Origin of the sequence: Adhaeribacter aquaticus DSM 16391 (assembly GCF_000473365.1) — a bacterium.
GTDB lineage: Bacteria > Bacteroidota > Bacteroidia > Cytophagales > Hymenobacteraceae > Adhaeribacter > Adhaeribacter aquaticus.
On sequence record NZ_KI421517.1, the window covers coordinates 4,453,209 to 4,477,810 of the forward strand.

A 24,602-nucleotide genomic window follows, 5' to 3' on the forward strand; every position below is an offset into this window, starting at 1 on the left:
AATAAAGACGCATGAATAATTTTGCCAATAGATGGTCATTAGCCGGAAAAAAAGCATTGGTAACCGGTGGCACGAAAGGAATAGGAAAAGCTATTGCCGAAGAACTTTTAAGTTTAGGAGCCGAGGTATTTATTGTAGCCCGTAATGCCGATGAGGTACAAAATTTAGTAAATACCTGGAAAGAACAAAATTTACCAATTTTTGGAATCGCCGGTGACATGAGCCAAGAGTCTGATCGGCAAAATATATTGAAAGAAATTACCACTAGCTGGGGTGCTCTGGATATTTTGGTTAATAATGTTGGTACCAACATCCGCAAAAAAACAATGGAATATTCCGAAGAAGAATACGACTTTTTAATGGAAACCAACTTAAAATCAACTTACCAGTTATGCCAGTTAGCCTACCCTTTGCTTAAAAACAGCTCCCAAGGCCGAATCATCAATATTTCTTCGGTGGCCGGATTAAAACATGTTCGTTCAGGTTCTATTTATGGAATGAGTAAAGCAGCCATGGTGCAATTAACTAAATACTTGGCTGTAGAATGGGCCTCAGATAACATTCTGGTAAACGGAATTGCGCCGTGGTACATTCAAACTCCTTTAGCCGAACCCGTACTTAAAAATGAGTCTTTCTTAAATGAAGTCCTTTCCAGAACACCACTTAAACGGATTGGACAACCAGAGGAAGTAGCGGCAGCCACAGCCTTTTTATGTCTGCCGGCAGCTAGTTTTATTACCGGACAAACTCTTGCCATTGATGGCGGATTTACTGTTTTAGGATTGTAAGGGTATTATAACATTAAATATTTGGGCCAATTGAGGTGGTTCGGAAACTTAAAATGAAATTAGCTTTAGTAACGTATTACGACGAAGGCAAATATGCCGGAGAAGGTTCTTCTGAAGATCAACGGCTAGAACAATATTTAAATCAAAAAGGATTACAGGTAACTTTCGAATACTGGACCAACCCGCAAGTAAAATGGGAGGAGTATGATTTGGTAATAATAAAATCTACATGGGATTATTTCGATAGGATTCACCAATTTTTAAGTTGGTTAGATATTTTAGAAAAAAAGCAGGTTAGGGTGTTAAATCCAATTCCTGTTATTCGGTGGAACACAAATAAGCAATACCTGCTGGAGGTAGAAAAAGCTGGATTTGCTATAGTTCCAACTCAAATAATCTATCAGGGAGAACAAGTACATTTACCAGACTATTATGAAGAGTGGCAAACCCAAACCCTCATTATCAAACCGTTAATAAGTGGCGGAGCCAAAAATACCTTTGCAGTTTCTAAATCAGAGATTGCCACCTTCTACCCCACTTTTGAAGAGTTATTGGTAGAGGAGCCATACTTGGTGCAGCCTTTTATGCCGGAGGTACAAACACAGGGAGAATGGTCGTTGCTTTTTTATAACGGAAAGTTTAGTCATTGTGTCCTGAAAGTGCCTCAAACCGGTGAGTTTCGGGTACAACATTATTTTGGCGGGGCTATAATTCCAACCACCCCACCAGCCTCTATTCTGGAAACAGCCCAACAATTGGTAAATACATTTGCCCAGGGTTGCTTATACGCCCGCGTAGATGGCTTAAATAGCAATGGTATATTCACTTTAATGGAGCTAGAATTAATAGAACCGTTGCTCTATATGCTGGACCAGGAAAAACTTTATGAAAATTATTACCAGGCAGTATTAGCCTTAGCAAAATAAATAACCAGTAGTGTAAAGCCCCCTTCCGTTCCGGAATGGAGCTTTACACCTTTTGTAAAAATCATCAGAAAGGTTCTTTAACCACTTTAAAACAAACAAGGCTGCCGGAATAAGCAGTTATAATTTAAATAAATATTTTATTTGAATACTTCTGCTGAAAACCTTTTACGAATTCGTTAAAACAAATGCGTATTTCGCAATTATTTCTCGTACCTTTGCATTCCATAAGACTTACTTAACTTATGGCTTCCAAATATATTTTCGTTACGGGAGGAGTAACATCTTCCTTAGGTAAAGGTATTATTTCTGCTTCTTTAGCCAAATTACTTCAGGCAAGAGGCTTTTCAGTTACCATCCAAAAATTTGATCCTTATATAAATATAGATCCGGGAACGTTAAATCCTTATGAGCATGGTGAGTGCTTTGTAACGGATGATGGCGCCGAAACCGATTTAGATTTAGGTCACTACGAACGTTTCCTGAACATTCCAACCTCTCAGGCTAACAACGTTACTACCGGTAAAATTTACCACCATGTTATTACTGAAGAACGCCGTGGTGCCTATTTAGGCAAAACCGTACAGGTAGTACCTCATATTACTGATGAAATTAAGCGCCGATTACTTTTATTAGGTCAAAGCGGTGAATTTGATATTGTAATTACAGAAATAGGAGGTTGCGTAGGCGATATCGAATCCCTGCCATTTATTGAATCAGTTCGTCAGTTACGCTGGGAATTACCGGCTAATGATTCAGTTGTTATCCACTTAACCCTTTTGCCTTATTTAAAAGCGGCCGGCGAATTAAAAACAAAACCAACCCAACATTCCGTACGCTCCCTATCCGAAGCCGGAGTACAACCAGATATTTTGGTTTGCCGTTCCGAACATCCAATTCCGGTTGAGATGCGGAAGAAAATTGCTCTTTTCTGCAACGTCAAAGTTAATTCTGTGATTGAATCGCTGGATGCAGATACCATTTACGATGTGCCATTATTAATGCGCAAAGAAAAACTGGATGAGCAGGTTATTAAAAAATTAAAACTTACCTCTAAACAGGAATTAAACCTGGATACCTGGAAGGAATTTTTGGGTCGCTTAAAAAATCCAACGGAAGAAGTACATATTGCCTTGGTAGGTAAATATGTAGAGCTTCCTGATGCGTATAAATCCATTATTGAATCCTTTATCCATGCGGGTGCTCAAAACGAGTGTAAGGTTAATATTCATACCATTCAGTCAGAATACTTAAACCGGGACAATGTTTATCACCATCTGCACGAAATGGACGCCGTGTTAGTTGCGCCAGGTTTTGGACAACGTGGTTTCGAAGGCAAATTAGAAGCTATTCGCTTTGTGCGCGAAAATCAAATTCCCTTCCTGGGTATTTGCTTAGGTATGCAATGCGCCGTGGTTGAATTCGCCCGTAACGTGGCAGGCTTAACCGATGCTGCTTCTACTGAAATGAACCCCGAAACACCTTATCCTGTTATAGATTTAATGGAAAGCCAGAAAGAAGTTACTGAGAAAGGTGGTACCATGCGTTTAGGCGCCTATATTTGCGAACTGAAAAAAGGAACAAAAGCATATTCTATTTACGGCAAAAACCGGATTAGTGAACGCCACCGCCACCGGTATGAATTTAATAATCAATATCTGGAAAAATTGGAACAGCACGGTATGATTGCTTCTGGTATAAATCCGGACAATGGGTTAGTGGAAGTAGTAGAACTAACGAACCACCCTTGGTTTGTAGCCGCGCAATATCATCCTGAATTAAAAAGTACCGTACAGAACCCGCACCCTCTTTTTGTAAAGTTTGTAAAAGCAGCTATACATCATCATAAAACAAATAATATACTCGTTAAATAATTTCTCAAAAACTTAAAATGGATAGAAATCAAGCCGTAGGCTTAGTGCTTATATCGGTCATGCTAATTATTTACATGACTTTTTTTGCACCTGAACCAAAAAAAGAAGAACCAACTACAAAAGGTACTCCCACTGCAACAATTAATCCTAGTACAAAAACTAGCCCTGACGCAACGCCTGATTCAATACAATTAGCTCAGCGCAGAACTGCCTTAGGTGCTTTTGGCAATGCTGCCACCGGAACAAACGAAGAGGCAATTTTACAAAACGAACTGGTAAAAATCACTTTCGAAAGCCAGGGCGGCCGAATTGATGAAGTGCTGCTTAAAAAATACTTAACTTGGGATAAAAAGCCATTAACATTATTTGACAAGGAAAGTAGCTCTACCGATATTAGTTTTAAAACGCAGGATAACAAAACCATCCATTTATCAGACCTGAACTTTAAAGCTTTACCAGTTGCCGCTTCCAACAAGAGCCAGTCTCTTACTTATCGGGTGGAAATAGGACCGAATCGGTTTATTGAGCAAATTTATACCTTGCCTGCTAATTCTTATGTAGTAGACTATAAACTAAACTTTGTAGGTTTAGAAGGTCTGGTAGCCAATGCCCCTTTGCAATTAACCTGGACAGATCGTTTAAAGCGGTTAGAGCATGATTTAAGACAAAACCGGGACCGGTCTACGTTGAACTTCATGACCACAGAAGAAGAATTTGACAAAATAACCGGAAAAGCCGATGAACCCGAAACCATTACTACCGAAGAGCCGGTTAAATGGGTTTCTAATAAACAAAACTTCTTTTCAGCGGCTGTTTTTGCTAAAAACACCTTTGGTAATGCCACATTAAAAGCTTCTTTTAGTGAAAATGACACCACTGAAGTAAAAACATTTATCAGCCAGATTCAACTACCTGCAAAGGATGTATTATCCGGAAAAGGTGACTACTCTTTTTATTTTGGCCCGAATGATTACCAAATTCTGAAAAAATTACCCGATGATTTCCATAAGAATATTGATTTAGGCTGGGCCTTATTTGCCTGGGTAAATAAATTAATAGTAATCCCTGTTTTTAACTTCCTGGAAGGTTTCTTCAGCAACTATGGCATCATCATTATCTTGCTTGTGGTGTTCATTAAAACCCTGCTCCTGCCACTCACCTATAAGTCATACCTTTCAATGGCTAAAATGAAGGTTTTAAAGCCGGAAATTGATGCTATTAAGGAAAAGAATGACGGTGATATGCAAAAAACGCAGGCCGAGACCATGAAGCTTTATTCCAGTATGGGAGTAAATCCCATGAGTGGTTGCGTGCCGATGGTATTGCAGATACCTATTCTGTTTGCTTTATTAAATTTCTTCCCGAACTCCATTGAACTGCGTCAGGAAAGCTTTTTATGGGCCCATGATCTTTCAACTTACGATGTATTTGCCCGCTTACCATTTAACATCCCGTTTTATGGTAGTCACGTGAGTATGTTTACTTTACTCATGACCCTTTCTACCATTTTGTATACTTGGTCTAATAATCAGATGAACACGGCTATTCAGGGCCCAATGAAGTTTTATTCGTACCTGATGCCTGTTATGATTATGTTTGTGGTAAACAACTTTGCGGCCGGCTTAAGCTTGTATTACTTTGTTTCTAATATAATCACCTTTAGCCAGCAAGCTATTATCCGACGTTTTGTAGACGATAATAAAATCCGGGCCAAACTGGAAGAAAACCAACAGAAAAACAAAGACAAAAAACCGGGTGGTTTCCAGAAACGTTTACAAGAAGCCATGAAAGCTGCTCAGGAAAGAGAATCTCAGCAGAAAAAAGGAAAGCCTAAAAAATAATTTTAGATTATTTAACCTAAAAAAGCCTAGCAGAACCTGTTAGGCTTTTTTTATTACTACTTCCCAACAAAAATGAGAGGCAGCCAATATATCTATAGTTTTTTTACTCTTTCCAATCTTAAATTATTCATAGCATCTGCCTTAAGACCATGAATATTTTTTTGAGTAAGCAAAAGTACCTCATCGTAAAATAAAACAATTACCGGGCTCTCCTCTACCACAATTTTATCCATTTGCTGGTAAAGCTGGTATCGCTTCTCTGGGTTTTGCTCTAGTTTAGCCTGCTCATACAACCTATCGAACTGGGCGTTTTTAAAGTGCGTTTTATTTGGGCCAGCCGGAGAAAAATTCTTGCTATAAAACAAGGCCAGAAAGTTTTCCGCATCTGGATAATCACCAAACCACGACTTCATAAAAAATCCGGACCTGCCGTTATCAACCGATTCCTGATGAGCTGCTGCCTGACTAATATTTATTTCGACCAAAGCTCCTATTTCTGCCCACTTTTTTTGCATAAACTCCGCTATTTCTTTATGCTCTGCAACAGTATTCAGGGTAAGCCTAAGCGGTTGGCCAGGTCCATACCCGGCTACTTTTAATAAATTTCTTGCTTTCTTCGGGTCATAGGAATACCCAGGCACCAATTTTTCATTATAAGAAGGCAAAGCCGGAGGCACCATACCAGAGTGTCCGGGTATGCCCAGGTTGTTTCGGTAATAAACCACCAGTTCTTTCTTATTTAACGCATAATTTAAAGCCTGCCTTACCCTATTATCATTTATGGCCTTATTAGGTCCTTTCAGGTTTTTTGGATCAAGCTGAAAGCCGATATATTCGGTATTCAGGTAAGGTGATTTTTGGAGGTTAAACTTGTTGGCAAATTCTTTCTGTAAGGTACCATCCCTATTTAAGATCAAATCCTTAGAGCTACCCCTAATACCAGATAGAAAATCCAACCCTTTTTGCTGGAATGTCAGGAATTCCATTTTACGATCGTTTAGAAACGAAATCTGCACCGCATCCAGGTAAGGTAATTGATTGCCGTGGTCATCTTTTTTCCAGTACTTTTCATTTTTATGCAAAACAATACCATTGCCTTCGTCCCAAAACTTAAATTCAAAAGGACCGGTACCAACCGGATGTTCCCGAAAATCTTTGCCGTATCTTTGAGTTATTTCCTGGGGAACCACAAAGCAGTAAGGCATACTTAAAATTTCCAGGAAAGGAATAAAAGGCTCATTTAAATAAACTAACAAAACACTATCGTTCAGCGCCTTAAATGCAGTATCCGAAACAATTCCTTTACTATCTTCTAATACTTTTCCTTTAAACACCCAGCTTCCTGTACTGGCGGTAGCGGGATCTAGAAGGCGTTTAAAACTATATTCAAAATCAGAAGCAAGCACTTTCCTCCCCAATCCTCCTGGAAAAACTTCGTGGTCATGAAAGTAAATATTAGGCCGCAGGTAGAAAGTATATTTTAATCCGTCCGGAGATATTTGCCAGGCTCGGGCAATAGCGGGCTGCGGTTTTAGCTCATCGTCTAACTCAATAAGCCCGTTAAACAACTGGGTAGTTGCCCAAATGTTAGCTTGATTTCGGGCAAAAGCCGGATCTAAGGAACTGAGTGCTTCTGGCTGGTTATACTTAAAAACTTTTTTGTCCGTTTCTTTTTTAGTCCCTCTTCCGCAGGCACAAAGCAGGCTTAAAACCAATAAGAAAAAAAGTGAATGTGTGGGAAACATGTGTAAAACTTGTACAAAAAAGTACCTAAATTGCCGTATCTTTGTTAAACGTTAAAGTAGTAAAATTCTTAAATTAGAACACTTCAGACCGTAAATAAAACTATGGAAGTAACGTACTTTGGCCATTCTTGTTTTCTGTTGGATATGGGCGGAACAAAAGTTCTCTTCGACCCTTTTATTACCTATAACTCCTTAGCGAGTGAAGTAGATAAAGAAGCCATAGAAGCAGATTTTATTTTGGTTTCGCATGCTCATCAGGATCATATGGCCGATGCTGAATATTTTGCTAAAAAAAGCAACGGAACCATTGTAGCCATTTATGAAGTTTGCGAATGGTACAAGGCCAAAGGTATTGAGAATGTAGTACATATGAATATTGGCGGTAAAGCTGATTTACCGTTTGGCACCGTTAAAATGGTAACGGCAGCGCACTCCAGTGTTTTACCAGATGGCACCTATGGTGGTAACCCAGGTGGTTATGTAGTAGAGAGCGGCGATAAAACTTTTTATTTTGCCGGCGACACAGGCCTTACTTACGATATGAAAATTATAGCCGAGCAATATCATCTGGATTTTGCTTTTTTACCTATTGGAGGCCGATTAACCATGGACATATACGATGCTGTGACAGCAGCCAATTGGGTAAATACCAAAAAAATTATAGGGATGCATTTTGATACCTGGCCTAATATTGAAATAGATCATATTGAGGCAATGGAAGCAGCCCGCCAGGCAGGCAAAGAATTGGTGCTAATGCAAATTGGCGAGAAAATAAACCTTTAAGCTTAAAAGTAGATTACAATACAAATGGGAAAAATAATTGCAGTAGCCAACCAGAAAGGTGGTGTAGGCAAAACAACTTCAGCCATCAATTTAGCTGCTAGCCTCGCTGCGCTGGAGTTTAAAACGCTGTTGGTGGATGCAGACCCGCAGGCTAACGCCACTTCCGGCGTTGGTTTTGACCCGAAGGACATTACCAAGAGTATTTATGAATGCATGGTAGACGGTATCAAAGCCGAAGACATCATCATGCCCTCAAACATTGATTTCCTGGATCTGATTCCATCGCATATTGATTTGGTTGGAGCTGAGGTTGAGATGATTAACCTGCCTAACCGCGAGGTAAAAATGAAGGAATCATTGGACCCGATTAAAGACCGTTATGACTTTATAATCATCGACTGCTCCCCTTCATTAGGTTTAATTACAGTAAACTCATTGGTTGCTGCCGACTCAGTAATTATTCCGGTACAATGCGAATATTTTGCCTTGGAAGGTTTAGGTAAATTACTGAATACAATTAAAATTATTCAATCGCGGTTAAACCAGGAACTTGAAATAGAAGGTATTCTGCTAACCATGTACGATGTTCGTTTACGCCTGTCTAATCAGGTGGTAGAAGAAGTGCAATTGCATTTTAAACAAATGGTATTTGATACCATTATACCGCGTAATGTTAAATTAAGTGAGTCGCCTAGCTTTGGTGTACCCGCTATCTTGCACGATGCCGACAGCAAGGGGGCTATCAGTTATTTGAACCTGGCCCGGGAAATAGTGGAAAAGAATGGCATTCTGCAGCCGCAATAATTAAAATTTTAAATGTCAGATAATAAAAATTTAGCTAAAAGAAAAAGCGGATTAGGTAGAGGTTTAGGAGCTTTAATAGAAGGTAGTAAAACAGTAGCGGTTCCGGCCAATCCGGTTAATACCATTGCCGAAATCCCCCTGCATCAAATTGTTACCAACCCGTTTCAACCCAGAACGCATTTTGATCAAGACGCATTAGAAGAGCTTTCTGAATCTATCAAAACGCAGGGTATTATTCAGCCTATTACAGTAAGGCAACTGGATGATGCTACTTTTCAGTTAATATCGGGAGAACGCAGGTATCAGGCTTCTAAATTAGCGGGTCTGGAAGCCATTCCGGCCTATATCCGGAAAGCAAATGACCAGCAGATGCTGGAAATGGCGCTAATTGAAAACATTCAGCGGGAAAATTTAAATGCCATTGAAATTGCTTTAAGCTACCAGCGCCTGCTTAGCGAATGTAACTTACGACAAGAGGAATTAGGTGACCGGGTAGGTAAAAAAAGAACTACTATTACCAATTACCTGCGTCTGCTAAAACTTCCGCCCGATATTCAGATTGCCATCCGCGATAACAAAATTAGCATGGGCCATGCCCGTGCCCTGATTAATATTGAAAACGTAGATTTACAGTTAGAGGTATTCTATAAAGCCGTTGCTGAAGAATTATCGGTGCGCAAAGTAGAAGAACTCGTTCGTAATCTTAGCAAGCAGCAAAACTCAACAAAGCCGGCGAAACCAGCCGAAGGCGGGAAATATTCAGGTGAAATAAAACATGTGGAGTCGCGGCTGTCTACGTATTTTGGCACTAAAATTCAGGTAAAATCCAACAATAGAGGAAAAGGAGAAATTAAGATACCTTTTTTATCGGTAGATGATTTAAACAGAATTCTGGAAATACTTAACTATTCCTAATGATTCGTTTATTGAATAAAATTATTGTTGGTTTTATTTTCCTTTTCTTTTTTTTTCAACTTGAAGGGGTAGCCCAGTTGGTAACTGCCGGAAAAGATTCAACAGTAATCAGGCGGCCTGGGGACACACCGGTTAAAGACCAGGAAGGCTGGAGCAAACCAGGAAAGGCCGCCTTATTTTCTGCCATTATTCCTGGAGCTGGTCAGGTTTATAACCGTGATTACTGGAAAGTCCCTATTATTTATGCCGCTGGTGCGGGGCTGGCTTACGCCATTCGATTCAATCATCAGGAATATCAGCAATATAATAAGGCCGTTAATGTGCGGACAGATAGAGACAAAACCAATAATATAGACCGTTACTCCATCCGGTTGGCGGCTACTGATTCTACCAACGCTGTTAGGGTATTGCAAAGAGCCCGTGATACCCACCGCCGGTGGCGGGATTATTCCATTTTTTACTCATTAGTAGCTTACGGTCTAAATGTTGCCGAGGCTTACGTCGATGCTCACTTAAAAGGATTTAATGTAAATGATGAGCTGACTTTAAAAGTTCAGCCCGATATTTTACGAATGGCTACTACCAATACCTTCACTCCTGTTCTTACTTTTAGCTTAAACTATAGAAAATAATGCGTATTCTTTTAATTGGCTACGGCAAAATGGGTAAAACCATTGAAAACATTGCTTTACAAAAAGGACATCAAATTGCTGGAATTATTGACCTGAATAACCGGGATAGCCTCCAGCAATACAACTCCTCCAATACTGATGTAGCCATCGAATTTACCCACCCCGAATCTGCACCTGCCAATATTAAAGCCTGCTTAGCCAATAAAATACCGGTTGTTTGCGGGTCCACAGGTTGGCTGGAACATTTACCGGAAATCAGGCAAATGGTGCAGGAAACCGGTGGGTCGTTCTTTTATGCATCTAACTATAGTGTAGGCGTAAATTTATTTTTCCATTTTAATGAATATATTGCCTCCAAAATGCAGGCTTACCAAGATTTTAAAGTGGAGGTAATAGAAGTCCATCATACTCAGAAAGCTGATAAACCTAGTGGTACGGGAATTTCTACGGCCGAGGGTATATTGGAACACTATTCCTGGAAAGAAAAATGGGTAAATGATGCACCCGCGGCTGGTGATAATGAATTAAATATTATTTCCGAACGTATTGGCGATGTTGTAGGTTTACATGAAGTACGGTACACCTCAGAACATGATACCATACAATTAAGTCACAATGCCCACAGCCGGATTGGGTTTGCCGAAGGTGCTGTTATGGCAGCTGAGTGGTTACCCGGTAAGCAAGGCGTTTATGGCATGAAAGACTTGCTTAATTTATAAAGACAACAATTGCTCTTATGAAATTAAAATTCAGAAACAAGAATACAACCGCCAGCACTCAACCCAAAGCACCTAAAGGCTTTTTCCGGGAATGGGGTGATGCTATTTTATTTGCAGTAGTGGCGGCCACGCTAATTCGGTGGGCTACTTTTGAGGCTTATGTAATACCAACTCCTTCCATGGAAAAATCGCTGTTAGTTGGCGATTACTTATTTGTAAGTAAATTACATTATGGCCCGCGCACTCCTAAAACCCCTTTACAGGTGCCACTTACCCATCAAACCATCTGGGGAACGGATATACCTTCTTATTCTGAAGCCATACAACTAAAACAATTCCGCTTTCCTGGTTTTTCTTCCATTAAAAATAACGATGTAGTAGTTTTCAATTACCCACCTGAAGACCATCACCCCGTTGACTTGCGGACTAACTATATCAAACGCTGCATTGGTATTGCTGGTGATAAGATAGAGATCAGAGATATGCAGGTGTATGTGAACGGAAAACGGGCCGAAGATCCGGTGCAAATGCAGTACCTGTACCTGATAACCGCTAAAGATGCCATTACAGATAAAGTATTTACAGATAAAAGTATTTCTGAATATGGTGCCGTGCAAGGAGGTTACTACGCTTACACCACTCCGGCCATTGCCAAAGAATTAAGCAGTTTAGAATTTATAAGCTCTGTAAAAGTCTGGAAAGATTCTGCTGGCGTTGCCGACCCGCAGGTTTACCCTAATTTACCTTCCCGGTTTAAATGGAATAAAGATAACTATGGCCCAATTTATCTACCTAAAAAAGGAGAAACTATTCAGTTAGATTCTTTAACTATCCCTTTATACGAAACCATAATCCGCAAATATGAAGATAATCAAAACGTGGAACTAAAGGGTGATAAACTTTTTATAGAAGGCAAGGAGCAACAATCTTATACCTTTAAACAAAATTATTATTTTATGATGGGCGATAACCGTCATAATTCATTAGATTCTCGGTTCTGGGGGTTGGTACCAGAAGACCATATTGTAGGAAAGGCTGTTTTAATCTGGATGTCAGCCAATCCAAATGGTGGCGTAACTGGCAAAATAAGATGGAACAGGATCTTTAACATAATAAGGTAACTAACTAAAATTATTTATGTAACTAAAAGAAGCACCTGTGTAAGGTGCTTCTTTTAGTTTAAGGGTACTACTAATTAGGATTCATCAAATTAAAAATAAAAGGCACCATTGCCTGTTTTACCAATTTATTTCAGGCTGGCCCTGCTCCCGTAAATAAGCATTGGTTTTACTAAAATGCCTGCAACCAAAGAATCCTTTATCTGCTGCAAAAGGAGACGGATGAGCTGCCTGCAGAACATGGTGTTTACTGGTATCTATAATGGCTCCCTTTTTTTGGGCATAGGCTCCCCAAAGTAAAAATACCAAGCCCTGTTTCTTCTCTGACAAAGCTCTTATAGCGGCATCCGTAAATTCTTCCCAGCCCTTTTTTTGGTGAGACCCAGCCGTATTTGCCCGAACAGTTAAAGTAGCATTAAGTAAAAGTACTCCCTGGTCTGCCCAATGCTCCAGGTTGCCGGATTTTGGAATGGGTTTACCTACATCCTCTTTAATTTCTTTAAAAATGTTTCGAAGGGAAGGTGGTGGGGTAACGCCTTCCTGTACCGAGAATGCCAAACCGTGCGCCTGATTAGGACCATGATATGGATCCTGCCCAATTAAAACTACCTTTACCTGGTCAAATGGTGTTTTTTCAAAGGCATGAAAAATTAGATTTCCAGGAGGAAACACCTGCTGAGTGGCATATTCTGACTTTACAAACTCTATTAACTCTTTAAAATATTCTTTTTCAAATTCGTCCTTTAATACTTGATGCCAACTTTCTTCTATTTTTACGGCCATAATTTTATTTTAGAATTTAGGTAACAATTAAAAGTTTTTTTATCGTAAATACTTGTGAAACCAAAACTATTAGTTAAAATTGGCTGTTAATACGAGTAAAACTGCAGCACCATGGAAACAACAACCACACAAGGTGTTACTGTAACGGTAACAACAAACTACCTACCTGACTATTCCAGCCCGGCCCAGCAGCACTTTGTTTTTGCCTATAAGATTAATATAGAGAACAATAGTGAATTTACAGTAAAATTACTACGCCGCCACTGGTTTATTCATGATACTAACGGAGTTGTACGGGAAGTGGAAGGCGAAGGTGTTGTAGGGCAACAACCTGTTTTAGAACCGGGGGAATCGCATGAGTATGTATCCGGATGCAATTTAAAAACCGGAATTGGTAAAATGCGAGGTACTTATTTAATGGAACGCTTAGTTGATGGAAAGCAGATTCAGGTAGTAATTCCGGAGTTTGTTCTTATAGTTCCTTACAAACTTAATTAATCCTATATTTGCCTTTGTGCAATTAATCCGTTTCGCTTACAAGTATCTTATTTACCGCTTAAAGTCCTTTCGGTTACATGGGGTACATTCCCCTTTTGTTTTTGATTTATACAATCAGGTAATTTGCCATGATGGAGAATTTGAAGCCTATAGCAAAATAGAAGCTATCCGGGAAGAATTGCTCCAGAATGAAACCATTATTTCTGTCACTGATTTTGGCGCTGGCTCCAGATCAAATTCAGGTCCAAAAAGGAAGATAAAAGAAATTGCCTTAAAATCGGCCAAGCCAACCAAGTATGCGCAATTATTATTTCGGCTGGTAAATTATTTTCAACCTTCTGTAATTATAGAATTAGGGACTTCGCTGGGATTAACAACAGCCTATCTTGCTGCTGCCCGAAAAAAAGCTAAGATTTATACGTTAGAAGGTTGCCCAAACTTAGTAAAAGAAGCGCAACAAAATTTCACTAAACTCCAGCTATCCCCTATACAAGTAATAACAGGGAATATAGATCATACATTACCAGAAGTAATTAATTCCACCAAATCAATAGATTTTGTTTTTTTTGATGGAAATCATCGGTATGAACCCACTATGCGTTACTTTCACTGGTGCCTGGAAAAGAGCAATGAAAATAGTGTGCTGGTATTCGATGATATTTATTGGTCAGAGGAAATGGAAAAGGCCTGGAAAGAAATTTGCCAGCATCCTGCCGTAACCATTTCTATAGACCTTTTCCAGATTGGGTTAATATTCTTTCGTAAAAAGCAGCCAAAGCAGCATTTTACTATTTATTATTAAATAATTGCCTGCCGGATTCTAAGTAATTTTTCTAACAAACCTTCCAGCTGATCTAAAGGCAACATATTGGCCCCATCGGATTTTGCCTGGCTTGGTACAGGATGCGTTTCGATAAAAATGCCATCGGCGCCAACGGCAATAGCCGCTTTAGCAATTGTTTCAATTAAGGCAGGCTTGCCACCTGTAACTCCTGAAGTTTGATTAGGTTGTTGCAAAGAATGTGTTACATCCATTACAACGGGCACGCCATGTCCTTTCATGGCTACAATGTTCCGGTAATCAACCACTAAATCTGAGTAACCAAAAGAGTTGCCCCTATCCGTTAAAATAACTTTGTCATTACCTGATTCTTTTATTTTATCTACCGCAAAGCGCATGGCCTCACCCGATAAAAATTGTCCTTTTTTAACGCTGATAGTTTTACCAGTTTGGGCAGCGGCTACTAATAAATCTGTTTGCCGGCATAAAAAAGCTGGTATCTGCAATACATCCACATATTCGGCCGCCATAGCTGCTTCGTGAGCTTCATGAATATCAGTAATAGTAGGAACATCAAATTCCTGACTTACTTTTTGTAATATTTTCAAAGCCTTTTCGTCACCAATTCCCGTAAAAGAATCAATCCGGGATCGGTTCGCTTTGCGGTAAGACCCTTTAAAAATATAAGGAATTTGTAGTTTATCCGTTATATTCTTAATGCGTTCAGCTATTGCCAAAGCCATTTCTTCGCCTTCGATGGCACAAGGGCCAGCCATTAAAAAAAAGTTACCAGATGTTGTATGAGCAAGTTTGGGTATTTCCAACATGTTTAAAATTTAATTAGATTTCAAAAAAGTACAGTTGTACTTTAGCATCCAATACGATGTTCAAAGCAAAAGTAAAATATTTATTAATAAGTAGTGAAAGGATTTACAACCAATGCGTAAAAATGGCCTGCTAAATTATTTATTTCTTGTTCATTAATAGAGGATTATTTATATTCGAAGCAAACAAAAATTTAACTTATGTCAGATAACGAACCAAATCGTAATAATAACCGCAAATTATTAATTATTGGGCTTATCATAGTGCTTCTAAGCATTAATGGAATTTTGTTTTATATGCAGCACCAGAAAACCGAAAAGGTGGAGCAGCAAGAAGAAGTTATTAAAGTAAAAAACAGTGAGTTAGAAAATCAGATTAAAGTTTACGAAGCCTTAAAGGCAGATTTCGAGCGCCAAAGTGAGGAGCTACAATCAATGGGCCTTTCTAATGATTCTTTGGAAGCTAAAATTGCGGCCGTAAATGCTGATTTATTGAAACTACAATCTTTCCGCAATTCGAGCTTTAGCCTGGCCGACCAACGCTTATACAAACAACGCGCCGCAAACTTTGAGAATCAGTTGCGCAAGAAAGATGAAGAAATAGCCAAGCTTAAAGAAGATAACGAAGTTTTATTTGGTGAAAATACCCAGCTTAAAACTAAACAGAATGAGCTGTCTGATACAATCAGTACATTAAAATCTAACAATCAGAGTTTGGCTGAAAAAGTAGCCCTTGCCTCCCGGTTAGAAGCCGAAAGAATAGAGGTTAATATTATAAATAATCGGGGTAAGGAAAAAGAAGATGATGAGGCAGAATACAAAGCAAAGCGTGTAGACAAAATAAAAATTTCGTTTAACCTGGCTAAAAACGAAGTAGCTCCTAAAGAAACTAAGGAAATTTTAATGCGCCTAATAGAACCAGATGGAGCAGCGCTGTATAATTTACAAACCGGTTCAGGTTCTTTTTTACTGAACGGTGAAGAAACCTTTTACACAGCCAAGCGGGATTTAGTATTCGATAATTCCCAACAAAATGTCACCTTTATTTACTCCAAAGGTGCTCCATACAAAAAAGGACAGCACACCATTGAATTATATTCAGATGGTTATATAATAGGTAAAACCACCTTTGTATTAAAATAACAGGCAAAAATCTGAATTAAGATAGCTAGACGTAAAACAATAAAGGCCGGAAATTTCCGGCCTTTATTGTTTTACGTCTAGCTGTTTTTATAAATCAGTTTAATCTACTAGAACCCTTCTGTCTTGGATAGTTTTAAAATTTTCTACCATTTTAATAGCTTCGGTTACATCTTCCGAGAAAATAGTAATCAAACAGCCCCGGGAAGCATTTTCGAGCGCATGCGCAATAGCCCGGGCTTCTTCCGGAATTTCAATAACAGTTTTATCCGGATCAACCTGGCTTATTCCTTCCTTAATTACTTTATTAATTTCTTTTGGATCGGCACCCCTGGTATCACTATCCTGCCTGATAATTATTTCATCAAATATATCCGCCGCCATAGCTCCTAATTCACGGGTATCCTGTTCCCGACGGTCTCCTACTCCAGCTATAATACCAACTTTACAATTTGCATCCGAAGTTTTAATAAATTCACCAATGGCTTTCAATCCTGCTGCATTATGCGCATAATCCACTATTACTTCGAAATTCGGGAACTGGAATAGATTCATACGGCCCGGTGTTTTAGCAGCCGAAGGTATAAATGTGCGCAAGGCCATTTTAATATCTTCAATAGGAATATGAGAGACATAAGCGGCTAAAGTAGCCGCTAATACATTTTCTATATTGAATTTAGCACGTCCCCCGAAAGTAAGGGGTACATCTGCTACGCGGTCTACCCGTATTTTGTAACTATTTTTAAAAATAGAAATGTAGCCATTTTCCAAAACGGCAGCTAAGCCACCTTTGGCAATATGTTTTAGAATGCGGGTGTTGGTTTCGTCTAAGCTGAAGAAGGCCACATTGCATTCTAAATCTTTTGCCATTTTATATACCAGATCATCATCGGCATTCAAAATAGCATAACCATCTTTTTTAACACTCCTTGGAACAACGGCCTTCACATTGGCCATATCCTCAACAGTATTTATATCCCGTAAACCTAAATGGTCGGCTGCCACATTGGTCACAATTCCTACATCACATTGTTCAAAGCCTAAACCAGAACGCAACATGCCGCCCCGGGCACATTCCAATACTGCGAAATTTACCGTTGGATCTTTCAATACAAACTCGGTACTTTTGGCCCCGGTAGTATCGCCTTTTTCCAGCATTTTATCTTGGATATAAATACCATCGGTTGTGGTATAACCTACCCGGTAACCAGTTGATTTTACAATATGGGCGGTTAAGCGAGTGGTGGTGGTTTTCCCGTTGGTACCGGTAATAGCAATAATGGGAATCCGAGCCGGGCAACCCTGTGGGAATAGCATATCAATTACCGGTTCGGCTACGTTACGAGGCAGGCCTTCTGTTGGAGCAATGTGCATCCGGAAACCCGGAGCGGCATTTACTTCTAATACAGCCCCCCGGGCTTCGTTCAAAGGAATGGCAATGTCGGTTGTCATTACATCTATTCCGCAAATATCAAGACCGATAATACCAGCTATTCGCTCAGCCATTAAAACATTATACGGGTCAATTATATCGGTAACATCGGTAGCCGTACCTCCGGTACTGATATTAGCTGTGCTTTTTAAGTATAAAATTTCACCCGCTTTTAAAACCGATTTTAAAGTCAAATTCTTACCTTTTAAAATAGCTCTGGTAAATTTATCTACCTTAATTTGGGTTAGTTCCTTTTCATGGCCTACTCCCCTACGCGGATCTTTATTTACTTTTTCAATTAATTGCTGGATAGTGGAAACGCCATCTCCGATAACCATAGCCGGAGTTCGTTTTGCCGCAGCTACAAACTTCTTGTTTACTACCAATAACCTGAAATCGAAACCTTCTATGAATTGCTCTACAATTATGCCACTTGAATATTTACGGGCTTCAACAAATCCTCTTTGAGCTTCCTTCCAGTTTTTAATGTTTATACTAGCTCCTTTACCATGGTTTCCATCAAGTGGCTTGGTTACCAATGGATATCCAAATTCTTTGGTAGCCTGTTTCAATTCGTCTAAATCGTACACAATGGTACCTTTGGGCACTGGTACCCCCGCTTCAGCCAGCATATCTTTTGTAGCATTCTTATCGCCTGCCAGTTCCACCGCAAAAGCGGCTGTCCGGCAAGTCATAGTAGCTTGTATGCGTTTTTGATTTACACCGTAACCCAGTTGGATTAAGGAGTATTTATTTAAACGGAGATAAGGTATGCCCCGACTTACTGCTTCCGAAACAATAGAATAGGTACTGGGCCCGATATGTTCATCTTCCCGAATCTGATGCAACCTATCAATAACTTTTTTTACATTGATTTTGGCGTCTTTAGCCAGGGCTTCCACTATTTTTATTGCGGCTGTAGCAGCATATTCACCGGCCCGTTCTTCTGAGTAAGAAAAAATTACGTAATCTATACCTTCCTGCGGAGCCGGGTAAGTACGTCCAAATCCACACTCCATACCAGCCAGTGTCTGCAACTCAAGGGCTACATGTTCTACCACATGGCTTAATTTAGTCCCCCTACGCACGGCACGGAAAAAACCACCCTCCACTCCTTCTGCCGACCGATGATCCTGCAAACTTGGAAACATTTTCTTTAATCGTACATAAAACCCTTCTATATCGCTGGTTAAAGTACCGGCATAGTTTTCAAGATCTAGTTTGAGAACTATTATTTTGGGATGCTTTACAGACCAGTAATTTGGTCCACGCATGATACGTAAATCTACAATTTCCATTTATTTATCAACCTAAAATAGTTTTTCTTAATACGTATAAAGAGGGTTAAACTCTGGCAAATTAAAACAATCTCCTTTACCCAATAAATGAACTACCATGTTTCGGATAGTTACTGGTTCGCCATTATTAGCTTCATGAATATTTGTTGAGGTACACCCGCGGGCATCCATAATAACAATTAAGCCACTACCAATTACTTCGGCTTCCTTTCCACCTTTAACTACAATACCGGTATCTTCTTCTAAACCTATTCCGATACAACCCGGATTGGTAGCTAATAAGTGTGCCATTCTTACCATTCGGCCACGGGTTATAAAATGGGTATCAATAGCAACATTTTTCAAAAAGTCTAGGCCTGTAGTAAGTTTAACATCACCTTTTAACATGCCTTGTAACTCTTGTCCTTCATAAATCATGCCCGCAGACATGGCGGCGGCCCCTGCACTGGTACCTGCTATAACTATTTGCTCCTGAATATATCGCTGCTTTAGTATGAGCAGGAACTCCGAACCACCCAAAATGGCAGTTAAGCGTAACTGATCGCCACCGGTAAACATGACACCATCCGCTTTTCTTACCAAATCCAAATATTCCGGATTGGTAACATCGGCCCGTTCCCGGATATCGATTAATTTAACATTACTCCGCCCTAATTTTCCAAAAGCATCAACATAATCCTGTCCAGCTTCTTCAGGAACCGAGGAGGCAGTAGGAATAACTGCTACCAAAGGATTTTTACCTTTTAACTCTTGACAAAACCTTTCTAAGATTTCCATCTGAATGAAATTTTCATTGCGCTTTTTTTCATTCTCTTCGTCCAGGCCTTTATCTTCTTTACCTCCAATTGCAATTAAGATGCCTTTCGGGACAAGGGTCTCTTTTTTTCCAGTAGTTTTAGGCTCGTTTGCTTTTTTGCTCATAAGCAGCGTTATCATAAATAATTTATCTATATAGATAAACCAGTATTACCAGAAATAATAGTTTATAATCCACTACTAATGGTTCAGAATTATGGTTTGATATTAAGTATTCAGGGGGATTCCACTTCTATCTAAGCTGAAGAAGTACGTTTTTTTTAAGATTTAAATGTGTTTGTAATACGTATCGCTAAATAAAAAGATTTTAAGAAACCTCGTACAGCGCGTCCAAAACAGCAATTACCTTAAAATACGTATTTAACCTTATTTATTATTTTCAATGACGTAAATATACGTATCAAGGTCTTTTCAGAAAGTACTGAGGAGAATTGCAGTTTAGCTAGAAAACAAAATCCCTGACTCTTTACAAAGCCAGGGATTTCAGGGAGAGGTAGCGAGCGGATTCGAACCGCTGTACGAGGTTTTGCAGACCTCTGCCTAGCCACTCGGCCACGCTACCGTGATTGGGAGTGCAAACATACATAGAAATCGATATTATGCAAAGCCTCTGCCTAAAAAAATGATGTTTTTTTCTTGAATTTCTTTACCGAAGCTTAGCTTTACTACTAACAACCTGATACACAACCCACCTGAACCTACACTTTAGGAAAAAAAAAGCCTTGAATTTCTTCAAGGCTTTCCAGTAAAATATTTAAACTAATTACTCAGCTGCTGCATCGTCTTTAGCTTGTTTTTCATTGCTCATCATTTGTTCTCTCAGAGCAGAAAGAGCATCTAAATCACCTAAAGTAGAACGCTCTGGATCAGCTTTCTTCTTGTTATCGGTTTTAGCGTCTTTCTTAACATCACCCGTTGGCTTTTTCTTCGTGAATTTATCTGCTTTAGAAGCATCTTCTTTCGGATCAGCGTAAACATTAGTGTGTGAAAGAACGATCTTACGATCATCTTTAGAGAACTCCATTACTTTGAAGTCTAAGTTTTCACCAGCTTCAGCAGTAGCGCCGTCTTCTTTAACTAAAGTTTTAGGATAAGCAAATCCTTCAATACCATAAGGTAACTCTAATACGGCTCCTTTATCAGATTTCTCTAAAATAGTAGCTTTATGTACAGAACCTACGCTAAATAGGGTAGCAAAAGTATCCCAAGGGTTTTCTTCCAGTTGTTTGTGACCTAAAGCTAAACGACGATTAGGAGCGTCTAACTCTAATACCACTACATCCAGGTTTTCACCTACTTTAACAAACTCCGATGGGTGCTTAATTTTCTTAGTCCAAGAAAGGTCAGAAACGTGTACTAAACCATCAACGCCTTCTTCTAACTCAATGAATAAACCAAAGTTGGTTAAGTTACGAACCACACCTGTGTGTTTAGTACCTACCGCATATTTAGTTAATACATCAGTTTTAGTCCAAGGATCTTCCGTTAATTGTTTGATACCTAAAGACATTTTGCGCTCATCGCGGTCTAAAGTTAAAACAACTGCCTCAATTTCGTCACCTTGTTTGATGAAGTCTTGTGGGTTACGTAAGTGTTGTGACCAAGACATTTCAGAAACGTGGATTAAACCTTCAACGCCTGCAGCAATTTCTAAGAAAGCGCCGTAATCAGCTACATTAACGATTTTACCTTTAACGCGTGAACCAACTTCAACATCAGCAGGAAGTGCATCCCAAGGATGAGGCGTTAATTGCTTCATACCTAAAGAAATACGTTTCTTGTCTTCGTCGAAATCAAGAACTACTACGTTAACTTTCTGATCTAATTTTAATACTTCTTCTGGGTGGTTGATACGTCCCCATGAAATATCGGTGATGTGTAACAAGCCATCTACACCTCCTAAGTCGATGAATACACCGAAGTTGGTCATGTTCTTGATAACACCTTCTAATACCTGACCTTTTTCTAAGTTGGTTAGGATACCTTGACGTTGTTGCTCCAGATCTTTCTCGATCAGGACTTTGTGAGATACAACTACGTTATCGAAAGCAGCATTTATTTTAACTACTTTCACTTCCATTTTCTTACCAACAAATACGTCGAAGTCGCGGATTGGCTTAACGTCTATTTGTGAACCAGGTAAGAAAGCTTCAACGCCATAAAGGTCAATTATTAAACCACCTTTAGTCCGACGTTTAACCATACCTTCCAGTACAGTATCGTTATCCAATGCGCTATAAATAATATCCCAAGCTTTAACAATTTTAGCTTTTTTACGGGAAAGAATTAACTGGCCATTTGGATCTTCCTGATCTTCTATGAAAACTTCTACCTCATCGCCGATTTTAAGATCTGGCTGGTCGCGGAATTCCGAAATAGGAACTAAACCATCAGATTTAAAGCCGATATTCAGGATAACGTCACGATCGGTGATACCTACTACAGTACCGGTGATTACTTCTTCTTCCTGAACTGTAGTGAGGGTGTCCTCATACATTTTTTCTAATTGGGCACGCTCATCTTTAGAATAAGCACCGCCAAATTTCTGAGATTCAAATTTGTCCCAGTCAAAATTATCGTTTGCACTCATATTATAAGTAGCTCTGAATAAGAACCGGAAGTCGAGCCAGGCCACCAGTCTTTTTAAGTTAAACATTCTTTACTTCAGTCTGAAGCAAAGCTATTCAGTTTGAACAGGCGGCGAAGTTACGAATTATTTTTTATAAAATAAAACTATTGATTAATAAGTGATTGCAGATTAACAATTTAAACTTGGTAGCCCCGGAAGCCCATTAATTTAGGCTTTCACCTTCAGATAGGTAGCCCAGTTTTGATCATAAGCACCAGCATTAGCGGCCAGAAAGGCTACTAAAGAAGGCCGTTTGGGCTTCTGCTTTAAAATTAATCCTGCCTCCTCAGGGGTGCGGTCTCCTTTTTTTGTATTACAGCGCATGCAGGCCGTTACTAAATTTGTCCAGCTAGACCCACCACCTTTGGACCGGGGAACCATATGATCGAGGGTTAAATTTTTAGTTGAACCACAATAGAGACATTGATACTGATCGCGCCGCATGATATTATGACGACTTAACGAAATACCTTTATAAGGAACATGCACATATCGGTGTAAGCGGATAATAGAAGGGATAGGAAAGTTTTGACTGATTGTCCGGATAAAACCTGTTTCTGACCTATGAACCATTTCGGCCTTCTCTAAATATAAAAGAACAAAAGCCTTTTGAATGCTACATAAGGCAAATGCCGAATAGTCTTGATTAAGTATGAGTACTTTCTGATCCATAGAACCTTAACTTGTACTAACATACGTATTTTTTTTATTCAAAGCAATTGCGGTGACGGCCTTAACAAAAATAAAATATTAACCAGCAATATTCTAAGTTTATTTTTTAGATATGATAACCAAATCGCGCGGACGTCTGCGAAAGCATCAAAGTTAGAAACATGAAAAATAAATTAGGTTGAAACAATAAGTTTTTAAGGCAATAACCGCTTTATTATGCGTAAATTATGAGAGTAGCGTCTGCGGGTAGTATTAAATATTCCCTGGTGGTCTAGCGGATCAATACGTACCTCACCGTGGGCATGGATAATCTGGCTGTTTTCTAAAAGAAGGCCCACATGAATAATACGGCCTTCTGCATTATCAAAAAAGGCAAGATCACCGGGCTGCGTTAAGGCGGCAAAATGAACCTCCTCGCCATGCGATACTTGTTGCCAGGCATCACGAGGCAATTGGTACCCGCAAATACCATAAACCTGTTGCACAAAGCCCGAACAATCCAAACCAAAAATAGACCGACCACCCCACACATACGGAGCTTTGAGATAGTTTAAGGCAATTTTAGTTAAGAAGTTTGCTGTATTAGGTAAATTAGGGTTGGATGCTCTGCCATTGTAAATATAACGTTGCTCTCCTACCCGGATATTGATGCCATCAAAAAAGGGCAAGGTACTGCCCATTAATATGGGAATTCTGGTTTGGGAATTACTTACGGTTTGCACCACATCAATGGAACGGGGATGAGCCTGTCCTTTCCATTCCTGAAAATAGGTTGCACTTACGGGTGTATGCTGTTTAAAATCAATCCACCCTTCGTAGCCATCACCTGCCATTCGGACCTGGAACCAATTACCCTGCACATTTATCAGGGAATAACATTCACCAAAAAACAATTCGGTTACCAGTTCACTTTTATCAGATGGCTCATTCCTAACCGGCACATGGCTTAAAGCACAAATTCCAAAATCCACTACTTTCTTTATTACTGATAGGCTTCTAATACAACTACCTAACTGGTAGAATTGCTTTTGCCTAACAAAATTTAATAATTACTTATTTTAATTTATAATTTATTATTTGCTTATATAAAAGCCCTAAAACCGATCCCGTTGCATTTCCCGTTTAACATCCCGCTCTTTAATATCTTCCCGCTTATCGAACAGTTTCTTACCTTTAGCCAGGGCTATTTCTACTTTAGCAAAACCCCGATCATTGATAAACAACTTTATTGGTATTACGGTTAAGCCTTGCTCCTGCAGTTTCTTTTCCAGTTGGTTCAGCTCGCGTTTATTTAATAATAATTTGCGGGTTCGGGTAGGTTCATGGTTGTTATAGGTACCCTCGGTAAACTTGGCAATATTAACCTGGTTCAGGAAAAGTTCTCCATTAAGGAAGGTACAAAAACCATCCGTTAAGTTTACATTACCTTCCCGAATAGATTTTATCTCGGTTCCGGTTAACATAATTCCTGCAATATATTTATTTATAAACGAATATTCGTAAGAAGCACGCCGGTTTTGAATAGTAACGGTTTTCTTTATTCTCTCTTTTTCTTTTGCCATCTAAGCCCGGTTTGAATTAAAAATC

General features: G+C 39.4%; 22 protein-coding genes and 1 tRNA gene. 13 read left to right on the forward strand and 10 right to left on the reverse strand.

What is annotated here, in order from left to right:
- The first annotated feature begins 11 nt into the window (after positions 1-11).
- From ADHAQ_RS0122080 to yidC, 4 genes are all read left to right on the forward strand, one after another.
- Complete coding sequence (locus ADHAQ_RS0122080) at positions 12-788, forward strand: SDR family oxidoreductase (protein WP_026464780.1); 777 nt, start codon at positions 12-14, stop codon at positions 786-788.
- A gap of 53 nt (positions 789-841) precedes the next feature.
- Entirely contained in the window at positions 842-1,714 is an 873-nt protein-coding gene (locus tag ADHAQ_RS0122085; RefSeq protein ID WP_026464781.1) for an ATP-grasp domain-containing protein, read from the forward strand.
- Between the two features lie 242 nt (positions 1,715-1,956).
- Positions 1,957-3,585 carry a CTP synthase gene (locus ADHAQ_RS26740; protein ID WP_034257011.1) on the forward strand — a complete coding sequence of 543 codons (1,629 nt, stop codon included), beginning with the start codon at positions 1,957-1,959 and terminating at the stop codon, positions 3,583-3,585.
- Positions 3,586-3,602: 17 nt separating this feature from the next.
- Entirely contained in the window at positions 3,603-5,426 is a 1,824-nt protein-coding gene (yidC, locus tag ADHAQ_RS0122095; RefSeq protein ID WP_026464782.1) for a membrane protein insertase YidC, read from the forward strand.
- A 92-nt stretch (positions 5,427-5,518) separates the two neighbouring features.
- Here yidC and ADHAQ_RS0122100 read toward each other — a convergent pair whose 3' ends face one another.
- Positions 5,519-7,171, reverse strand: coding sequence for an ABC transporter substrate-binding protein (locus ADHAQ_RS0122100; protein ID WP_026464783.1), 1,653 nt, complete (start codon positions 7,169-7,171; stop codon positions 5,519-5,521).
- A gap of 102 nt (positions 7,172-7,273) precedes the next feature.
- Here ADHAQ_RS0122100 and ADHAQ_RS0122105 point away from each other — a divergent pair, with 102 nt between their 5' ends.
- The 6 genes from ADHAQ_RS0122105 to lepB are packed head-to-tail and all read left to right on the forward strand — an operon-like array spanning position 7,274 to position 12,145.
- On the forward strand, positions 7,274-7,954 hold the full coding sequence (locus ADHAQ_RS0122105; protein ID WP_026464784.1) for a metal-dependent hydrolase: 681 nt from the start codon (positions 7,274-7,276) through the stop codon (positions 7,952-7,954).
- A 24-nt stretch (positions 7,955-7,978) separates the two neighbouring features.
- Complete coding sequence (locus ADHAQ_RS0122110; protein ID WP_026464785.1) at positions 7,979-8,758, forward strand: ParA family protein; 780 nt, start codon at positions 7,979-7,981, stop codon at positions 8,756-8,758.
- Positions 8,759-8,770: 12 nt separating this feature from the next.
- Positions 8,771-9,673 carry a ParB/RepB/Spo0J family partition protein gene (locus tag ADHAQ_RS0122115; protein ID WP_026464786.1) on the forward strand — a complete coding sequence of 301 codons (903 nt, stop codon included), beginning with the start codon at positions 8,771-8,773 and terminating at the stop codon, positions 9,671-9,673.
- The gene (locus ADHAQ_RS0122120; protein WP_051360101.1) at positions 9,673-10,305 is read left to right on the forward strand and encodes a DUF5683 domain-containing protein; all 633 of its coding nucleotides are present in this window, start codon (positions 9,673-9,675) and stop codon (positions 10,303-10,305) included. Before ADHAQ_RS0122115 ends, ADHAQ_RS0122120 begins: the two co-directional genes overlap by 1 nt.
- Positions 10,305-11,024, forward strand: coding sequence for a 4-hydroxy-tetrahydrodipicolinate reductase (gene dapB / locus ADHAQ_RS0122125; protein WP_026464788.1), 720 nt, complete (start codon positions 10,305-10,307; stop codon positions 11,022-11,024). Before ADHAQ_RS0122120 ends, dapB begins: the two co-directional genes overlap by 1 nt.
- Before the next feature lie 17 nt (positions 11,025-11,041).
- The gene (gene lepB / locus ADHAQ_RS0122130; protein ID WP_026464789.1) at positions 11,042-12,145 is read left to right on the forward strand and encodes a signal peptidase I; all 1,104 of its coding nucleotides are present in this window, start codon (positions 11,042-11,044) and stop codon (positions 12,143-12,145) included.
- A 117-nt stretch (positions 12,146-12,262) separates the two neighbouring features.
- On the opposite strand, the gene ung is transcribed toward lepB, so the two are convergent.
- Complete coding sequence (ung, locus tag ADHAQ_RS0122135) at positions 12,263-12,925, reverse strand: uracil-DNA glycosylase (RefSeq protein WP_026464790.1); 663 nt, start codon at positions 12,923-12,925, stop codon at positions 12,263-12,265.
- Positions 12,926-13,036: 111 nt separating this feature from the next.
- On the opposite strand from ung, the gene apaG reads away from it, so the two are divergent.
- Positions 13,037-13,423 carry a Co2+/Mg2+ efflux protein ApaG gene (apaG, locus tag ADHAQ_RS0122140; RefSeq protein WP_026464791.1) on the forward strand — a complete coding sequence of 129 codons (387 nt, stop codon included), beginning with the start codon at positions 13,037-13,039 and terminating at the stop codon, positions 13,421-13,423.
- Between the two features lie 16 nt (positions 13,424-13,439).
- Entirely contained in the window at positions 13,440-14,225 is a 786-nt protein-coding gene (locus ADHAQ_RS0122145; protein ID WP_034257013.1) for an O-methyltransferase, read from the forward strand.
- Here ADHAQ_RS0122145 and kdsA read toward each other — a convergent pair.
- A complete protein-coding gene (gene kdsA / locus ADHAQ_RS0122150; RefSeq protein ID WP_026464793.1) occupies positions 14,222-15,031 on the reverse strand; it encodes a 3-deoxy-8-phosphooctulonate synthase in 810 nt (269 codons plus the stop codon). The genes ADHAQ_RS0122145 and kdsA overlap by 4 nt on opposite strands.
- A 198-nt stretch (positions 15,032-15,229) precedes the next feature.
- Here kdsA and ADHAQ_RS26745 point away from each other — a divergent pair, with 198 nt between their 5' ends.
- Positions 15,230-16,171, forward strand: coding sequence for a hypothetical protein (locus ADHAQ_RS26745; RefSeq protein ID WP_051360102.1), 942 nt, complete (start codon positions 15,230-15,232; stop codon positions 16,169-16,171).
- Between the two features lie 99 nt (positions 16,172-16,270).
- Here the strand turns inward: ADHAQ_RS26745 and cphA are convergent, their stop codons facing one another.
- The 7 genes from cphA to smpB all read right to left on the reverse strand — a co-directional run bounded on the left by cphA (position 16,271) and on the right by smpB (position 24,577).
- Positions 16,271-18,898: a cyanophycin synthetase gene (gene cphA / locus ADHAQ_RS0122160; protein ID WP_026464794.1), complete on the reverse strand. Its 2,628-nt coding sequence runs from the start codon at positions 18,896-18,898 to the stop codon at positions 16,271-16,273.
- A gap of 27 nt (positions 18,899-18,925) precedes the next feature.
- Entirely contained in the window at positions 18,926-19,834 is a 909-nt protein-coding gene (locus tag ADHAQ_RS0122165) for a cyanophycinase (RefSeq protein WP_245590649.1), read from the reverse strand.
- A gap of 371 nt (positions 19,835-20,205) precedes the next feature.
- Positions 20,206-20,276 (reverse strand) — tRNA-Cys (locus ADHAQ_RS0122170).
- Positions 20,277-20,477: 201 nt separating this feature from the next.
- Positions 20,478-22,304: a 30S ribosomal protein S1 gene (gene rpsA, locus ADHAQ_RS26750; protein ID WP_034257554.1), complete on the reverse strand. Its 1,827-nt coding sequence runs from the start codon at positions 22,302-22,304 to the stop codon at positions 20,478-20,480.
- A 207-nt stretch (positions 22,305-22,511) separates the two neighbouring features.
- The gene (locus tag ADHAQ_RS0122180; protein WP_026464796.1) at positions 22,512-23,015 is read right to left on the reverse strand and encodes an HNH endonuclease; all 504 of its coding nucleotides are present in this window, start codon (positions 23,013-23,015) and stop codon (positions 22,512-22,514) included.
- Positions 23,016-23,209: 194 nt separating this feature from the next.
- A complete protein-coding gene (locus tag ADHAQ_RS0122185) occupies positions 23,210-23,986 on the reverse strand; it encodes a C40 family peptidase (RefSeq protein WP_026464797.1) in 777 nt (258 codons plus the stop codon).
- Positions 23,987-24,109: 123 nt separating this feature from the next.
- Complete coding sequence (gene smpB / locus ADHAQ_RS0122190) at positions 24,110-24,577, reverse strand: SsrA-binding protein SmpB (RefSeq protein ID WP_026464798.1); 468 nt, start codon at positions 24,575-24,577, stop codon at positions 24,110-24,112.
- Positions 24,578-24,602 lie beyond the last annotated feature (25 nt).

What these genes read in the sequence shown, in the direction of transcription:
- lepB (WP_026464789.1), top strand. Translation starts at nt 11,042, where the DNA reads ATGAAATTAAAATTCAGAAACAAGAATACAACCGCCAGCACTCAACCC.
- ADHAQ_RS0122110 (WP_026464785.1), top strand. Translation starts at nt 7,979, where the DNA reads ATGGGAAAAATAATTGCAGTAGCCAACCAGAAAGGTGGTGTAGGCAAA.
- smpB (WP_026464798.1), bottom strand. Translation starts at nt 24,577, where the DNA reads ATGGCAAAAGAAAAAGAGAGAATAAAGAAAACCGTTACTATTCAAAAC.
- ADHAQ_RS0122105 (WP_026464784.1), top strand. Translation starts at nt 7,274, where the DNA reads ATGGAAGTAACGTACTTTGGCCATTCTTGTTTTCTGTTGGATATGGGC.
- apaG (WP_026464791.1), top strand. Translation starts at nt 13,037, where the DNA reads ATGGAAACAACAACCACACAAGGTGTTACTGTAACGGTAACAACAAAC.
- rpsA (WP_034257554.1), bottom strand. Translation starts at nt 22,304, where the DNA reads ATGAGTGCAAACGATAATTTTGACTGGGACAAATTTGAATCTCAGAAA.
- ADHAQ_RS26740 (WP_034257011.1), top strand. Translation starts at nt 1,957, where the DNA reads ATGGCTTCCAAATATATTTTCGTTACGGGAGGAGTAACATCTTCCTTA.
- ADHAQ_RS0122100 (WP_026464783.1), bottom strand. Translation starts at nt 7,171, where the DNA reads ATGTTTCCCACACATTCACTTTTTTTCTTATTGGTTTTAAGCCTGCTT.
- ADHAQ_RS26745 (WP_051360102.1), top strand. Translation starts at nt 15,230, where the DNA reads ATGTCAGATAACGAACCAAATCGTAATAATAACCGCAAATTATTAATT.
- ADHAQ_RS0122115 (WP_026464786.1), top strand. Translation starts at nt 8,771, where the DNA reads ATGTCAGATAATAAAAATTTAGCTAAAAGAAAAAGCGGATTAGGTAGA.
- cphA (WP_026464794.1), bottom strand. Translation starts at nt 18,898, where the DNA reads ATGGAAATTGTAGATTTACGTATCATGCGTGGACCAAATTACTGGTCT.
- ung (WP_026464790.1), bottom strand. Translation starts at nt 12,925, where the DNA reads ATGGCCGTAAAAATAGAAGAAAGTTGGCATCAAGTATTAAAGGACGAA.
- ADHAQ_RS0122165 (WP_245590649.1), bottom strand. Translation starts at nt 19,834, where the DNA reads ATGATAACGCTGCTTATGAGCAAAAAAGCAAACGAGCCTAAAACTACT.
- kdsA (WP_026464793.1), bottom strand. Translation starts at nt 15,031, where the DNA reads ATGTTGGAAATACCCAAACTTGCTCATACAACATCTGGTAACTTTTTT.
- dapB (WP_026464788.1), top strand. Translation starts at nt 10,305, where the DNA reads ATGCGTATTCTTTTAATTGGCTACGGCAAAATGGGTAAAACCATTGAA.
- ADHAQ_RS0122085 (WP_026464781.1), top strand. Translation starts at nt 842, where the DNA reads ATGAAATTAGCTTTAGTAACGTATTACGACGAAGGCAAATATGCCGGA.
- ADHAQ_RS0122080 (WP_026464780.1), top strand. Translation starts at nt 12, where the DNA reads ATGAATAATTTTGCCAATAGATGGTCATTAGCCGGAAAAAAAGCATTG.
- ADHAQ_RS0122120 (WP_051360101.1), top strand. Translation starts at nt 9,673, where the DNA reads ATGATTCGTTTATTGAATAAAATTATTGTTGGTTTTATTTTCCTTTTC.
- yidC (WP_026464782.1), top strand. Translation starts at nt 3,603, where the DNA reads ATGGATAGAAATCAAGCCGTAGGCTTAGTGCTTATATCGGTCATGCTA.
- ADHAQ_RS0122180 (WP_026464796.1), bottom strand. Translation starts at nt 23,015, where the DNA reads ATGGATCAGAAAGTACTCATACTTAATCAAGACTATTCGGCATTTGCC.